The organism is endosymbiont of Riftia pachyptila (vent Ph05), assembly GCF_000224455.1.
Lineage (GTDB): Bacteria > Pseudomonadota > Gammaproteobacteria > Chromatiales > Chromatiaceae > Endoriftia > Endoriftia persephonae.
On sequence record NZ_AFOC01000041.1, the window covers coordinates 15,059 to 29,688 of the forward strand.

At 61.4% G+C, this 14,630-nt stretch carries 14 protein-coding genes and 1 pseudogene; 4 read left to right on the top strand and 11 right to left on the bottom strand.

All coding sequences use genetic code 11. The features are described 5' to 3' along the window. The first annotated feature begins 42 nt into the window (after positions 1 to 42). From RIFP1SYM_RS08015 to RIFP1SYM_RS08030, 4 genes are read left to right on the top strand one after another with little or no spacing between them, the layout of a single operon-like run. Positions 43 to 1,842, top strand: a complete 1,800-nt coding sequence (locus RIFP1SYM_RS08015) for a PhnD/SsuA/transferrin family substrate-binding protein (RefSeq protein ID WP_240992060.1) — start codon at positions 43 to 45, stop codon at positions 1,840 to 1,842. A 2-nt stretch (positions 1,843 to 1,844) separates the two neighbouring features. Further along, complete coding sequence (locus RIFP1SYM_RS16405) at positions 1,845 to 3,476, top strand: PAS domain-containing protein (protein WP_005961696.1); 1,632 nt, start codon at positions 1,845 to 1,847, stop codon at positions 3,474 to 3,476. Continuing rightward, positions 3,473 to 3,838 (top strand): PAS domain S-box protein, encoded by a 366-nt coding sequence (locus RIFP1SYM_RS08025; protein ID WP_139042098.1) that lies wholly within the window; start codon positions 3,473 to 3,475, stop codon positions 3,836 to 3,838. The genes RIFP1SYM_RS16405 and RIFP1SYM_RS08025 overlap by 4 nt, the downstream gene beginning before the upstream one ends. Positions 3,839 to 3,840: 2 nt before the next feature. Next, the gene (locus RIFP1SYM_RS08030) at positions 3,841 to 4,212 is read left to right on the top strand and encodes a GGDEF domain-containing protein (RefSeq protein WP_005961700.1); all 372 of its coding nucleotides are present in this window, start codon (positions 3,841 to 3,843) and stop codon (positions 4,210 to 4,212) included. A gap of 7 nt (positions 4,213 to 4,219) precedes the next feature. Here the strand turns inward: RIFP1SYM_RS08030 and RIFP1SYM_RS08035 are convergent, their stop codons facing one another. The 11 genes and pseudogenes from RIFP1SYM_RS08035 to RIFP1SYM_RS08090 form a co-directional block, all read right to left on the bottom strand. Beyond that, positions 4,220 to 4,834: a flavin prenyltransferase UbiX gene (locus tag RIFP1SYM_RS08035; RefSeq protein ID WP_039960044.1), complete on the bottom strand. Its 615-nt coding sequence runs from the start codon at positions 4,832 to 4,834 to the stop codon at positions 4,220 to 4,222. A gap of 261 nt (positions 4,835 to 5,095) precedes the next feature. Further along, positions 5,096 to 6,457 carry a UDP-N-acetylmuramate:L-alanyl-gamma-D-glutamyl-meso-diaminopimelate ligase gene (gene mpl / locus RIFP1SYM_RS08040; RefSeq protein ID WP_005961704.1) on the bottom strand — a complete coding sequence of 454 codons (1,362 nt, stop codon included), beginning with the start codon at positions 6,455 to 6,457 and terminating at the stop codon, positions 5,096 to 5,098. After that, the gene (locus tag RIFP1SYM_RS08045; RefSeq protein WP_005961705.1) at positions 6,457 to 6,960 is read right to left on the bottom strand and encodes a hypothetical protein; all 504 of its coding nucleotides are present in this window, start codon (positions 6,958 to 6,960) and stop codon (positions 6,457 to 6,459) included. The genes mpl and RIFP1SYM_RS08045 overlap by 1 nt, the downstream gene beginning before the upstream one ends. Positions 6,961 to 6,996: 36 nt before the next feature. Continuing rightward, positions 6,997 to 7,494 (bottom strand): WbuC family cupin fold metalloprotein, encoded by a 498-nt coding sequence (locus tag RIFP1SYM_RS08050; protein WP_005961707.1) that lies wholly within the window; start codon positions 7,492 to 7,494, stop codon positions 6,997 to 6,999. A 13-nt stretch (positions 7,495 to 7,507) separates the two neighbouring features. Then, positions 7,508 to 9,240 (bottom strand): annotated as a pseudogene (lnt, locus tag RIFP1SYM_RS08060) (apolipoprotein N-acyltransferase). A 4-nt stretch (positions 9,241 to 9,244) separates the two neighbouring features. Continuing rightward, positions 9,245 to 10,111 carry an HlyC/CorC family transporter gene (locus RIFP1SYM_RS08065; RefSeq protein ID WP_005961713.1) on the bottom strand — a complete coding sequence of 289 codons (867 nt, stop codon included), beginning with the start codon at positions 10,109 to 10,111 and terminating at the stop codon, positions 9,245 to 9,247. Beyond that, complete coding sequence (gene ybeY, locus RIFP1SYM_RS08070) at positions 10,108 to 10,608, bottom strand: rRNA maturation RNase YbeY (RefSeq protein WP_006475089.1); 501 nt, start codon at positions 10,606 to 10,608, stop codon at positions 10,108 to 10,110. Before ybeY ends, RIFP1SYM_RS08065 begins: the two co-directional genes overlap by 4 nt. Continuing rightward, the gene (locus RIFP1SYM_RS08075) at positions 10,601 to 11,596 is read right to left on the bottom strand and encodes a PhoH family protein (protein ID WP_005961717.1); all 996 of its coding nucleotides are present in this window, start codon (positions 11,594 to 11,596) and stop codon (positions 10,601 to 10,603) included. The genes ybeY and RIFP1SYM_RS08075 overlap by 8 nt, the downstream gene beginning before the upstream one ends. A 33-nt stretch (positions 11,597 to 11,629) precedes the next feature. Continuing rightward, positions 11,630 to 12,982 carry a tRNA (N6-isopentenyl adenosine(37)-C2)-methylthiotransferase MiaB gene (miaB, locus tag RIFP1SYM_RS08080; protein WP_005961719.1) on the bottom strand — a complete coding sequence of 451 codons (1,353 nt, stop codon included), beginning with the start codon at positions 12,980 to 12,982 and terminating at the stop codon, positions 11,630 to 11,632. Between the two features lie 99 nt (positions 12,983 to 13,081). After that, positions 13,082 to 14,065, bottom strand: coding sequence for a 2Fe-2S iron-sulfur cluster-binding protein (locus RIFP1SYM_RS08085; protein WP_005961721.1), 984 nt, complete (start codon positions 14,063 to 14,065; stop codon positions 13,082 to 13,084). Positions 14,066 to 14,292: 227 nt separating this feature from the next. Then, a partial coding sequence (locus RIFP1SYM_RS08090) for a guanylate kinase (protein WP_039960046.1) occupies positions 14,293 to 14,630 on the bottom strand: 338 nt, incomplete at its 5' end.

A 14,630-nucleotide genomic window follows, 5' to 3' on the forward strand; every position in this document is an offset into this window, starting at 1 on the left:
AGCCCCCCAAGCATCCCCCTCTACCACCTTTTGCTACCACTGTTGGGTCTGCTCCTTCTGATCGCCACAGCATCGCCCATCCAGGCCGCCGGCAATACAGAAATCAGGCCAGAGGTACGCATCGGCGTGTTGGCGAAGCGCGGCCAGGCCAAGACCCATGCCAAGTGGGATGCCACCGCCGACTATCTTAACCAGCGACTACCCAGGTACCGGTTCCGCATCGTGCCGATGCTGTTCGACGACATTCCGATCCTGGTGAAAAACGATCTGGTGGACTTCGTCATCGTCAACTCTGGCATCTTTGTTGATCTGTCGATCAAGTTTGGCGTGCGCCGCATCCTCACCCTGACCAATCGCCTCACCACCGAGGCCGACAACTCCCAATTTGGCAGCGTCATCTTCACCCATCGGGAGAACCATTCGATCCGTGGCCTGAGCGATCTGAAGAAGAAGCGCATCGCTGCAGTTCACGCCACCTCACTGGGGGGCTGGATCATGGCCCTGGACACCATATTGAACACCGGTCTGAAACGGGGAGAACTGGGTCCAGTGGCGTTTTACAACACCCACGACGCAGTGGCCCAGGCGGTGCTGGAAGGCAACGCCGAGGTCGGCGTGGTGCGCTCGGACACCCTCGAGCGAATGGCCAAGGAGGGCAAACTCGAGATCAGCATGCTGCGGGTCATCAACCCCCAGCGTCACCCCAATTTCCCACTGCTCATCAGCACCCCGCTCTATCCAGAGTGGCCGTTTGCCAAACTGCCGCAAACCTCTGACGATCTGGCACGACAGATCGCCATTGCGCTGCTGGAACTGCCACCGGAGCACCTCGCCGCCCGCAACGCACACATTACCGGCTGGACCATCCCAGAGAACTATCAATCGGTGCACGATCTGCTCAAACGACTCAGCATTGCACCCTACGATCAAGCCGATCAGATCGGCTTGCGCGCCATCATTCAGGCCTACGGGGGCTGGCTGCTTGGCCTGTTCGGCATCATCACCTTTCTACTCCTCCTGATATGGCGTATCGCCCGTCTCAACCGCACCCTCAAAGCCAACCAGCGAAACCTGATGCAAAATGAAGAGCAGTTACGTGTGACCTTTGAGCAGGCCGCGGTGGGCATCGCACACCTCACACTCAACGGCGCCTTCCTGAAACAGAATCAAAAGTTCTGCGAGATGACTGGCTACAGTGCCAGAGAGCTACACTCTCTCAATCTGAAGGAGCTGCTGCTTGCCGATGATCTTTCGACGGGACTGAGATATCTCAACGAGATTCGTCGCGGCGACACCAGACAGGGCGCGGTTGAGCTGCGTCTTAAACGGGCCGACCAAACTGCATTTTGGGCCCGGCTAAACATCTCCTGTGTGCGCGATATCAGCGGGCAGATCAAATATCTGGTGGTAGCCATCGACAACATTGACCCGATAAAACAACTGCAGGAGGAAAACCGGCTCAGCCAGAAGCAGCAGGAACTGATCCTGGAATTGGCCGGTGACGGCATTCTCGGCCTCGATCTGCAGGCCAACCACAGTTTCGTCAACCCGATGGCGGCCCGACTGCTGGGCTATGAGGTGGATGAGATGCTCGGGCGTAACAGCCACGCCATGTGGCACCACACTCGGGCCAACGGCGAGCCCTTCCCCGAAGGTGAATGCCCGATCGCCCGTGTGTTGCGCAATGGCGTGACACACCGCAGCAGCGATGCGCTGTTCTGGCGCAAGGATGGCGGCAGCTTCCACGCCGAGTACACCTGCACCCCGATCATCGAGGAGAAGAAAATAACGGGTGCGGTGGTGGTTTTTCGTGAGGTGTCCATCCTCTCACACAACAGCTAAGCGTGACGCCCAACTCAGCGATGCAACCGAACCACCGTCTTACCCATCATCTGCTATTAATCCTGCTCGGCCTGATGCTGCTGGCCAGCTTGATCCATTGGGGGTTGCGGGCGCAGGTGCAGGAGAGGGTCGAGCAAAAACTGTACGACCAGTCGGTGACGCTGCTGCGACAGCTGAACCAACAGTTGCAGACCGATCTTAAGGAGGTCCGCTCCGACCTGCTCTACCTGACCGACCAGGCCCGCCAGAACGGGCTGACCCAGCCGCAACCGAGCGATCAGGCGATCGCCCGAACCAGCATCGCATTCAAGGCCTTCAGCAAGTACAAACGTCGCTACGACCAAGTGCGCTTTCTCGATGCTGAAGGGATGGAGCGGGTACGGGTCAACGCCAACCAGGGGCAGCCAACGATTGTGCCCACCGACCAGCTGCAGTCCAAGGCCCATCGCTACTACTTCACCGAGACAATCGGCCTGCCGAGCGGCGCCATCTACACCTCACCTTTCGATCTCAATGTGGAACACGGGGAGGTGGAGTTGCCGCTAAAGCCGATGCTGCGGCTGGCCAGTCCGGTGAGCGACGCCCAGAGCAATAAACGGGGTATCGTCATCCTCAACTATCTGGGACGCCATCTGCTCAACGATTTTCTGGCCCTGACCCGCGACTACCCGGGCAGAACCTATCTGCTCAACAGTGAAGGTCGGTATCTGCTCAGCCCGAACAAATTGCAGGAGTGGAACTTCATGTTCCCCGACTCACCCCAAGTCGGTTTTGCACAAGATCATCCTCTCATCTGGTCGCAGATCACACAGCGCGGCATCGCCAGCAGCCGCACCGCAGAGGGCCGATTTGTCCATCTCCGCATGCGTCTCCCCAACAGCCAGTCAAGCCTCTCCAGCGGCTGCCAAAACTGCGAGTTTGTACTGATACTGCAGATTCCTGAATCGCTGCTCGAGACCCAGATCGACCAGGAGATGGCGCATCAATATCCCCTGCTTGGGCTGTTTTTTCTGATACTGGGCGCGGTCCTGATATTCCTCACCTTCAACCGAGAAAAACGCAGACTCTCGGAGCTGCAGATCCAGCACCTCAACCAGGAGATCGCCGACGAGCGCGACCTGTTTATCGGTGGCCCCACCGTCGTCATCCACTGGCGCAACGAATTCGGCTGGCCCATCGACTACATCTCGAGCAACGTTGAACCTCTGTTAGGCTATACCGCAGAAGAGTTCCAGAGTGGAGAACTCTCCCTCTCCAGCATCGTCGCCCCCAGCTACCTGCAACAACTCATCCAAGAGAACGAAGCAGCTCAAACAGACAGTCGCTCCTGGTTCGAGCGCAAACCCTATCAGCTGGTCAGCGCCGATGGCCGGCGCCTGTGGATCCAGGACACCACCTCCGTGATCCGCGACAGCGCAGGTCACATCACCCACTTTTACGCCTATATCTCCGACATCTCTCCCCTCAAGCAGGCGGAGGAAAAGCTGCAGCGCTCCCACCACTACATTCAGAACGTAGTGGACACCATCGCCGACCCCACTCTGGTGATCAACATCGACACCTATCGGCTGGAGATAGCCAACAGCGCCGCGCGCCAGACCTATTGCGGCGGCGCCACATCGATGCGGAGATGACCTGCCACCGTCTCTCCCACAAGCGCGAGGTCCCCTGCAGTGGCGAGCATGACCCCTGCCCGATCGAGCTGATCCGTAAGACCAAAGCTCCGGCACGGGTCATCCACAAACATTTCGACAGTCACGGCAAGGTCATCTACGCCGAGGTCTCGGCCACACCGATCTTCGACGACACAGGAGAACGGGTGGTACAGATCATCGAGTCCCATCGCGACATCACCCACCATGTGGAGATGGAGCAGCAGCTCACCCAGCTCGCCGCCACCGACCGCCTGACCCAGGTCTTCAACCGGATGAAGTTCGACGACGAACTGGTGGACAGATCGAATGGGCCAAGCAGCAGCAGAGCGCGCTGGGGCTGATCATGTTCGACATCGACCACTTCAAACGCATCAATGACAACCACGGCCACGACGTCGGCGACCGGGTGCTGCAGGAGGCTGTCGCGGTGGTGCAGAAGCGCATCCGCAAGAGCGACGTGCTGGCCCGCTGGGGCGGCGAGGAGTTCATGATCATCACCCCGCTGGCCGATCTCGCGGTGGTGGAGACGGTTGCCGAAGACCTGCGCAAGGCGATCGCGCAGCACCAATTCCCGCAAGTGGGCCGGATCACCGCCAGCTTCGGCGCCAGCATGCTGCACCCTGATGACGATGCGCGCGCCTTGATCAAACGGGTCGACCAGGCGCTCTACCGTTCCAAGCGGGAGGGGCGCAACCGCACCACAGTGAGCCCATAACCGGCTGTCAAAGCGGCTCCCCCCAGCGCGGCATTAGACGCTGCTCCACTCCGAGCTGGTCGAGGATCCGCGCCACCATGAAGTCGACGATATCCTCCAGCGACTCTGGATCCTGATAGAAACCGGGACTGGCCGGCATGATCAGCGCCCCCATGCGCGACAGCTTGAGCATGTTCTCCAGGTGGATATCGGAAAGCGGGGTCTCACGCACCACCAGGATCAGCTTGCGCCGCTCCTTCAGCATCACATCCGCGGCTCGCTCCATCAGGTCGTTACTGGCGCCGCAGGCCACCGCGGAGAGCGCACCGGTGGTACAGGGACAGATCACCATCGCCTCAGGCGGATTGGAACCACTCGCCACTGGCGCCATCCACTGCTGACGGCCAAACACCTGCAGTTGCCCGGGCGCAGCCTGAAAACGTTCCGCTAGAATACGCGCCACCTCTGCCGGCTGCGAAGGCAGCTGCAGCCCGGACTCCATATTCAACACGATCTGCCCGGCCTGGGAGATCATCAGATAGACTGGTCGCCCCGCCGCGATCAGGCACTCCAGCAAGCGTAGAGCGTAGGCGCTGCCCGAGGCGCCGGTGATACCGAGGGCGATGGGCTTAGAATCATGCATGGTGTGGTCCGGCAACTCTTTTGTCTCGTCTGATGCTATTAACCCGGCAATTTAATCTGGCTCATGTATAGGTCAGGCCGTGCCCGACATCATCCGTGATTTCAATTGGTTGCAAGTGGCGGATCAATAACAGCCCGTAGGTTCGGCTTGACCTCCATGGATGGAGGAAATGCAGAAGGATTGTTGGGAACAACCCCTGTCAGCCGAACAGTCCGACTAAAGTCGGACCTACCGGAACCTGCTGCGGCCTGTTGGAGCATTTTAGCCCCGCCCGAGGCGCTCCAGCAGCCGCCGGTGCAGCCCCTCAAAGCCACCGTTGCTCATGATCAGCAGATGATCGCCGGGCTGGGCGGTCTCGGCCAACGCTTCAATGATCGCCTCGCTGCTGTCAAACAGAGCGACACGATCCCCCAGTGGCTGGAGTGCCGCCGCCGCATCCCAGGCCAGTTCAGCAGGGCGAAAGAAGAGTACCCGATCAGCCACCTGCAGCGCCCCGGCCAGCTCACCCGCATGCACACCGCGGCGCATGGTGTTGGAGCGCGGCTCCAGCACCGCGATGATGCGTTGCGAGCCGACCCGTCCGCGCAGCCCCTCCAGGGTGGTGCGGATGGCCGTGGGGTGGTGGGCAAAGTCATCGTAGACGCGCACCCCGCCCACCTCACCGATCAGCTCCAGGCGCCGTTTGACGTTACGAAACTCCCGTAGCGCCTCAATCGAGACCGCCACCGGCACCCCGGCATGGCGCGCCGCGGCGATCGCCGCCAGGGCATTGTTGATGTTGTGACGCCCGAGCAACCCCCACTCGACCCGCCCGGCCGGTTTGCCCTCACAGATCAGCTCGAAGCGGCTGCCGTCGGCGCTGGCGGATGCCGCTTGCCAGGTCGCCTCCCGCTCCGCATCGAACGACTCGAGCGGGGTCCAGCAACCCTGCTCGAGCACGGCGGCCAGATTGGCGTCCTGGGCCGGGGTGATCACCAGGCCATTGCCTGGCACGGTGCGCAGCAGGTGATGGAACTGGCGCTGGATCTGCGCCAGGTCGTCGAAGATGTCGGCGTGGTCGAACTCCAGGTTGTTGAGGACCAGGGTGCGCGGCCGGTAGTGGACGAACTTGGAGCGCTTGTCGAAGAAGGCGGTGTCATACTCGTCCGCCTCCACCACAAAAAAAGGTGCCTTACCGAGCCGCGCCGAGCGGCCAAAATTCTCCGGCACCCCGCCGATCAGATAGCCCGGTTCCAGATTGGCATACTCCAGCAGCCAGGCGAGCAGGCTGGCGGTGCTGGTCTTGCCGTGGGTGCCCGCCACCGCCAGCACCCAGCGCCCTTGTAACACATTCTCCGCCAACCACTGGGGACCGGAGGTGTAGCGCAGCCCCCGCTCCAGCATGTACTCCACCGCCGGATTGCCCCGCGACATGGCGTTACCCACTACCACCACATCCGGCTCAGGCTGCAGATGCTGCGGCGCATAGCCCTCCATCAGGGTGATACCGGCCGCCTCCAGCTGGGTGCTCATGGGCGGATAGACGTTAGCGTCGGAGCCGGTGACCCGGTGCCCCAGGGCCCGCGCCAGCAGCGCGATACCGCCCATGAAGGTACCGCAGATACCAAGAATGTGTAGATGCATCAGTTCACCACTGGGAAGAGCGTGGAGGTGATCGACCAGGCCGACAAGGTATAGATAAAGCCGAAGGCGATCCCCAGGTTGAGGCTGAGGTTAAAGGCGTGACGGATAATATGACCCAACACCACCATGCTCCAGATCACCAGCACCAGCAACAACAGCCCCACCTCTGAACCACCCGACGCCTGATTCCAGCTCAGCAGTGGCAGCGCCAGCAGGCCCATCAACAAACCACTGCCCATCAATGCGCTGGCCGTCTGCAGAAATCGTGGCTGCAGGCCGGTGAGGCGCAGCGCCAGCTGCAGGCTGAGCAGCATCAACCCCGCCTCGAACAGGCTCTCCAGCACGGCCATGCCCAGCTGACGGGAGGAGTCGACGATCATCAGCACCCCAACCAGCACATTCAGCAGCGCGGTCAACGCCAGCAACACCGAGGAGACAGGCAGATCCTGCGGCGCGGCACGCAGCAGGCAGAGATCGACAAAATAGTTCAGCAGTGACTTCATCGATGGTTCACGGTTGCAAAACGCGGGATCTTACCACTAGTCAGCCCGCCTGGGCGGACGCTCTCCCACCCCAGCCTGCCGGAACCAAGCCTCGAACTGCGCCGCAGCCGCCTCCCCCTCGGCTGGCGCCCAGCTGGCGAAATCAGCCTCAGCGATCGGCTTGAACGGCCCCTGTTTGAACTCGAACAGCAGGGTGTCCGGGGCCAGCGCGACCAAGGCATGCCAGACTCCCGCCGCCACTTCGAGACCGCGCACCGGCCCAGCAGCGCTCAGCTCGGTACGACTCAGCACCGCGCCACTCTCATCGAAGGTGAGGTGGCCACAGCACCCCTGCAGTATAATCAGGAACTCCCAGGTTGACGGGGCCAGGTGGCGATGAGGCCGGTAGTAGGTGCCGGGCTGAGCCGCCATCGCCATGCGCTGCACCGTTTCGCTGTGGTCGGCATGAAAACAGTGGTGAGAGCGCCGACGGGACGCGTTGCGGGAGCTTTCGATCAACCCAGCGATAACTGAATCATCCAATAGTTTAAGCATCTCTCTCTCCTGGCTAAGGCGGAGTCACAACATGAACTGTTTCAGCCCATCCCCGGTCTGCCTCGCCCTCCTGCTTTTGGCGCTGCTGGCCGCATACGGCGAGTCGCCACCCGCCACCGCCCCGGCAGCCGCCCCTTGGAGCGACCAGGATGAGGTGCTGTTCCAGCTGCGCGAGGTGATCAAATATGAGCAGGAGCGCCAGCAGCTCGAACAGGCCACAGCCGAGCAGCCACAAACTCAGGCGCCCCGCCAATAGTTGCAGGGGTAGGCGACCATCAGGGCAAACAGCATCAGAATAACTATGCCCCAGTTGCCAATCCTGGCATAGGGGGTCAGCCCCTGCATGGCGCGGATCTCGCTGCGCAGCACATGCCGCTGCAGCAGTGGCGAGACCCCGATCAATTCCCCCTTTCGGCCCGATCACCGCAGAGATGCCGGTATTGGTCGCGCGCAGCAGATAGCGGCCAGTTTCCAGGGCGCGCATACGGGCGATCTGCAGGTGCTGATGGGGCGCCAGCGAGTCACCGAACCATGCGTCATTGGAGGCGTTGATCAGATAGGCCGCCTGCGGCAGCGCCTCGATCATCTCACTGCCGAAGGCATCCTCGTAGCAGATCGACATACCGACCTGGTGCTCCCCCACCTGCATCAGCGGCTGAGCCGAGCTGCCATGGGCAAAGTCCGACATCGGGATGGTCAGGAAATCGACCAGCGAGCCGAGCCAATCCTTGAGCGGCAGATACTCAGTAAACGGCACCAGATGACGCTTGTGGTAGTGGGCTCGCTCACTGCCCAGGCTCACCATCGCGTTATAGTAGGCCTTGCTCTCCGGGTCCATCTGCACCACACCGAACACCAGATTGTGACCCTGCTCCTGCAGCAGCCGATGCATGCCCTGTAGAAAAGGCTCCTCCACCTGGAACTGAAACGCCGGCACCGCGGTCTCCGGCCAGAGGATCAGATCCGCATCCAGGTGGCGGCGGGTCTCCTTGGCGTAGTGGATCAGGGTCGGTGCCAGTTGCCCCAGCTTCCACTTCTCAGCCTGGGGGATGTTACCCTGCACCAACGCCACCCGGATCGGCTCGCCCTCGGGGTGGCTCCACTCGATCTGGCTGACGCCCCAGGCTGCCACCCAGAGCACTCCCAGCATCGCCAGCGCCTTGAGTCGGGTACGCCGCGCCGTTGTGATCAGGATCAACACCAGCAGGCCGGCGCTGAAGGCCGCCGCCCAGCTGACGCCAAGGCTGCCAAACAGCGGCCCCAGCCCGGCCAACGGTGAATCGATCTGAGCATAGCCCAGCTGCAACCAGGGGAAGCCGCTGAGGAACCAGCCCGCAGCCACTCGATCAACACCCAGGCGGCGGGGAACAGCAGGCTAAGGCGCAGCCGTTTAGCGACCGGGATACGGCTCACCAACCAGCCCAGCAGGCCGTAGTAGAGGGCCATCACCAAAACAAACAACCCCGTAACCAACAGCGGCAGAAACCAGCCCACATCGCCAAACTGGGCTAGGCTGACATGCAGCCAGGTGACACCGCTGCCCATCAGCCCAAGACCGTAGAGCAGCCCCAGGCGGAAGCCACTATCGCGGCCGGCATGCAGCCAGAGCCAGAACAGCAGGGCTGGTCCGGCAATCGCCAGCGGCCATAGATTGAATGGTGCAAACCCCAGGGTGGTGAGCGCCCCCGCCAGCAAGGCCAGCAGCCTCCCCCTGCGCAGCAGCGCGGTACGCGCATCATGCAACATGGGACTACTCTTCCTGGGGAGGGGCGGCACTCTGCAGCAGGGTCAGACTGAGCAGGTGCAGACGGCGGCTGTCGGCGCGCATCACCCGGAAACGGAAGCGGCCGATATCCACCGACTCATCTTTTTTTGGCAGATGGCCGAAGGCGTTAACCACCAGCCCACCGACAGTATCGAATTCGTCATCTTGCAGATTGGAGTCGAAGCAGTCGTTGAACTCGCCGATCTCGGTGCGAGCCTTGACCATGTACTCTTGGTTGCTGCGACGAAAAATATTGCCGCCCTCGTCGTAGTCATGCTCGTCCTCGATCTCGCCAACGATCTGCTCCAGCACATCCTCGATGGTCACCAGCCCCGCGGCGGCGCCGTACTCGTCGATGACAATCGCCATGTGGTTGCGACTGGCACGGAACTCCTGCAGCAGCACATTGAGACGCTTGCTCTCCGGCACGAATACCGCCGAGCGCAACAGGTCTCGGATCTGGAAGCGGCGTTGGTCCGCACTCTGACACCAAGCAAGCAGATCCTTGGCGAGCAGGATACCCACCACCTCGCCCTTATCGTCGCCGATCACCGGAAAACGGGAGTGGGCCGACTCCACCGCCACCGGCAGGATCTCCTCCAGGGTGTCATCGCGGCGCAACACCACCATCTCGGCCCGCGGCACCATGATGTCGCGAACCCGCATCTCAGAGACCTGCATTGCCCCCTCGATCATCGAGAGGGTGTCGTGATCCAACAGCCGGCGCTTGTTCGACTCCTGTAGCAGTTCAACAAGCTGCGCCTTATCTTCCGGTTCGCTCCTAAAACGCTGGCTAATACGCTTCAGCCAAGCCTGGAACGAACCGAACATCGGTCGATCTTTGCTGCTCATGTTTCCTTTTCAATCTGGTAGGGGTCGGCAACCCCAAGGCTTGCGAGGATCTTCCGCTCAAGAGCCTCCATTATCCCAGCCTCGGCATCATTCTGATGGTCGAGGCCCTGCAGATGCAAGACCCCATGCACCACCATGTGAATCCAGTGGGAAATCGGTGATTTACCCTGCGCTGCCGCTTCACGGGCCACCACCGGGGCGCAGATCACCAGATCCCCCAACAGATTGCCAGCCGCTTCGGCTGGCAGCTCGGGGGGAGTCTCGAAGGGAAAGGAGAGCACATTGGTGGGGCGGTCCTTGCCGCGATAGTCGCGATTCAGTGCCTGACTCTCCGCCTCATCGACGATACGGATCACCAGTTCGACCGGCCCGCTCTGTTCGCTCAGCGCCGCCAGCGCCCACGCATGCAGCTGGGCTTGTGACGGCAGCGACGGCGTCTCGCTGACCCGCTGCAGCTCCAGTGTCAGGCGCGATCCATCCTGCGCCGAATCAATCACCGCCGCGATTCTCCTCGCAACGCTGATCAAAGTCATCGTAGGCGCGCACCACCCGCTGTACTAGGGTGTGGCGCACCACATCCTTGGCGTTGAAGAAGGTAAAACCGATCCCCTCCACCTGCCCCAGCACCTCGATGGCCTGGCGCAGGCCCGACTTCTGCCCGCGCGGCAGATCGACCTGGGTCACATCACCAGTGATCACCGCTCTGGAACCAAAACCGATGCGGGTGAGGAACATCTTCATCTGCTCTGGTGTGGTGTTCTGCGCCTCGTCGAGGATGATAAAGGCGTCGTTGAGGGTGCGACCGCGCATGTAGGCGAGCGGCGCCACCTCGATCACGTTGCGTTCTACCAGCTTGTTGACCTTCTCGAAACCGAGCATCTCGTAGAGCGCATCGTAGAGCGGCCGCAGGTAGGGGTCGATCTTCTGCGCCAGATCACCGGGCAGAAAGCCAAGCCGCTCGCCCGCCTCCACCGCCGGACGCACCAGCAGGATGCGCCGCACCTGATCCTTCTGCAGCGCCTCCACCGCACAGGCCACCGCCAGATAGGTCTTGCCGGTGCCCGCCGGACCGATGCCGAAGCTAATGTCGTAACTCAGAACCTTGTGCAGGTACTCCTGCTGATTCGGCCCGCGAGCACGCACCATGCCGCGGCGGGTCTTGATCACTGACGCCGGCAGTTCGCTGCGCGGCACCTGTTCCAGCAGGACGTCGATGGCCGAGTCCTGCAGAAACAGATGCAGCCGATGCGGATCGAGCAGCTCCCCCGCCGAGGTGCGATAGAGGTCGCGCAGCACCTGCTCACCGGCACGGATCGCCGCCGGTTCGCCGATCAAGCGAAAACTGGCGCCGCGGTTGTTGATCTCAATACCCAGACGGCGCTCGATCAGCCGCAAGTGTTCATCAAGCAGGCCGCAGAGATTCGCCAGCCGCTCATTGTCCTCGGGCTCCAGCAGCAGATCGAGGGATTCAGGGTGTTCTGACAAGGTATTTCCTGATGGAATGATGGGTGGTCAGGTTCAGCCGCTGGCGGCCTGACCGGGGAGGCTCTGCAGGCGTTCGCCCCGCAACGAGTTGGGCAGCGCCTCGGTGATACGGACCTCCACGAACTCGCCGATCAGCTCAGCCGGGCCGTCGAAGTTGACCACCCGGTTGTTCTCGGTGCGACCGGCCAGCTGGTTAGGGCTCTTCTTCGAGAGCCGCTCCACCAAGATGCGCTGCACGCTGCCAACCATCTGGCGGCTGATGCGCTGGGCCTGGCTGTTGATCAGCTGCTGCAGCCGTTCCAGACGCTGCTGCTTGATCTCGAGCGGCACATCATCGGGCAGGTCGGCGGCGGGGGTGCCGGGTCGGCGGCTGTAGATGAAGCTGTAGGAGTGGTCGAAGCCGATCGCCTCGATCAGCTTCAGGGTGTCATTGAAGTCCTGCTCGGTCTCGCCGGGAAAGCCGACGATAAAGTCGGAGGAGATGGTGATGTCGGGGCGCACCTCGCGCAGCTTGCGGATCTTCGCCTTGTATTCGATCGCCATGTGGCCGCGCTTCATCATCGCCAGCACCCGGTCGGAGCCCGACTGCACCGGCAGATGGACAAAGCTGACCAGCTCCGGTACCCGACCATAGGCCTCGATCAGGCTGTCGGAGAACTCCAGCGGATGAGAGGTGGTGAAGCGAATGCGCTCGATACCGTCGATAGCCGCCACATATTCGATCAGCAGCGCCAGATCGGCAGTCTCGCCGTCGTACATCTCACCGCGATAGGCGTTGACGTTCTGCCCCAGCAGGTTGACCTCTCGCACCCCCTGGGCAGCCAAGCCCACCACTTCGGCAATCACATCGTCAAAGGGGCGGCTGATCTCTTCGCCGCGGGTGAAGGGCACCACACAGTAGGTGCAGTATTTGGAGCAGCCCTCCATGATTGAGACGAAGGCGGTGGGGCCCTCGGCACGGGGCTCGGGCAGACGGTCAAACTTCTCGATCTCGGGGAAGGAGACATCCACCACCGGATGGTGCTGGGCACGCACCTCGCGGATCATCTCCGGCAAGCGGTGCAGGGTTTGCGGGCCGAATACCAGGTCCACGTAGGGTGCGCGCTGGCGAATTGCATCGCCCTCCTGGCTCGCCACACAACCGCCGACGCCGATGATCAGATTGGGGTTTTTTTCCTTCCAAGGGCGCCAGCGACCGAGCTGGGAAAAGACCTTCTCCTGTGCCTTCTCGCGGATCGAGCAGGTGTTGAGCAGCAGCACATCGGCCTGTTCCGCAACCTCAGTCAGCTCCAACCCTTCCGCCTCGCGCAGCCCGTCCGCCATGCGCGCGGAGTCGTATTCATTCATCTGACAGCCGAAGGTTTTGATATGCAGTTTGCCGCCCATGTGCCCTTACCATCGAAAAAAGGCTCTCATTTTAACGTGCAGCGCAGCCAATCCACAAACACCAGCCGATGCAACAGGATCTCGCTGGCGATTGGCTCATCAATCCTCTGCCAACCACTCCAACCGCGAGCAGGCCTCCAGGCCGGCCTCCTGCAACACCTTGATCACTGAGGCAGACTGCTCTTCAGGCAGGATCAGATAGTAGTCACACGCCGCAGCTTCAGACTGCTGCGCGATGATTGTCTCAAGCTGCCGGGCCAAGGCGTCAGGCGCAACATCCAGCTTCTGATAGTGGAACTCATCCAGCGCATCCTGCCATGAACGACAGTAGTTTGTGAGATAATGGCCGCTCTCCACCGAGGCGAGCCAATAGAGCCGCATTGGTTGCGACATCTGCAGTGCGATGGCGTGTTCGATGAGACTCTCCACTGCCGCAAAACCGGTTTCCCAGGCGATGAAGATCAGCGGCCGGCGACTTGCCTCATCGAGCAGAAACTCACCCTCCGGCCCCTCCACTTCAACCCTTTTCCCCTTACCCAAGCCGGCAAACAGCGCGCGGGAAAATGCCTGACGTGGATTTTCAGGAATATGGAACTTGAGATTCATGCCATCACAGGGGCAGGAGGCGAGATGCAACTCCTGTCGCCCCACACCCTCCAGATGCAGCGTCACCCGCTGGCCGGCGAGGAACTGCAGGGTCTGGGAGCGCGGGGTTCGCAGATGCAGTTGACGCACCCGCTCGCTCAACGCGTCCACCCTCGCCACTCGAGCAGTCAGGCGCTGCCGTGGCATCCCGGCAGCGTCACGGGATTCGCGGGCTTCGATAACCATGTCAGAGCGCACCAGCACACAGCAGGGTAAAACCTGCCGCTCTGCTCGCTGACGGGGTGTCAGACGGAAGTCGGGCTGTCTGATCAACTCGAAATCGCCCTGGAGGATACGCACCATGCAGTGGCCACAGCTGCCGTTAGCACAGCGGCACTCCAGATTCAGGCCGGCGCGCAAGCCAGCATGCAACAGTGATTCGCAGGACTCCGCTGTAAATTCGTGGCCGCTGGGTTCGATGCGAACCTTATAACTCATGGCCAGACACCATCCAGTTCCGTATTAACCTTTCATTCAGGTTATTAACCCGACATTAAACATGGCATGTGTAGGTCGGGCTGCGCTCGACATCATCCTTGATTTCAATCTATTACCGGCGGTGGCCACGGGCCGCCCTGCATCCATTCAATTGCCTGGATAATAAGAAAAAATCGAGCCAGAGAAGCCATCTGGTTCACGCGGATTATCCCATGCACAGCACCAGCTCAGGCCGACAGCAGCGCCTGAATACGCTCCGCTTCCCGCGTCTGCTGGGACGACATGCGCAACCGCTGGGCATCGACAATGCTGGCCAGTTCGCCAAGCGCAACATCGAAGTCGTCATTGATCACCAGGTAGTCGAACTCATCGTAGTGGCTCATCTCGCTCACCGCCTCGCGCATGCGACTCTCGATCACCTCTGCACTGTCCTGGCCCCGGCCATCGAGTCGCTCCCGTAGCGCCTGCGGATCAGGCGGCAGAATGAAGATCGATAGCGCCTCGGGAAAGCGCTGCCGCACCTGACGCGCACCCTGCCAGTCGATCTCCAGCACCAGATCCTGGC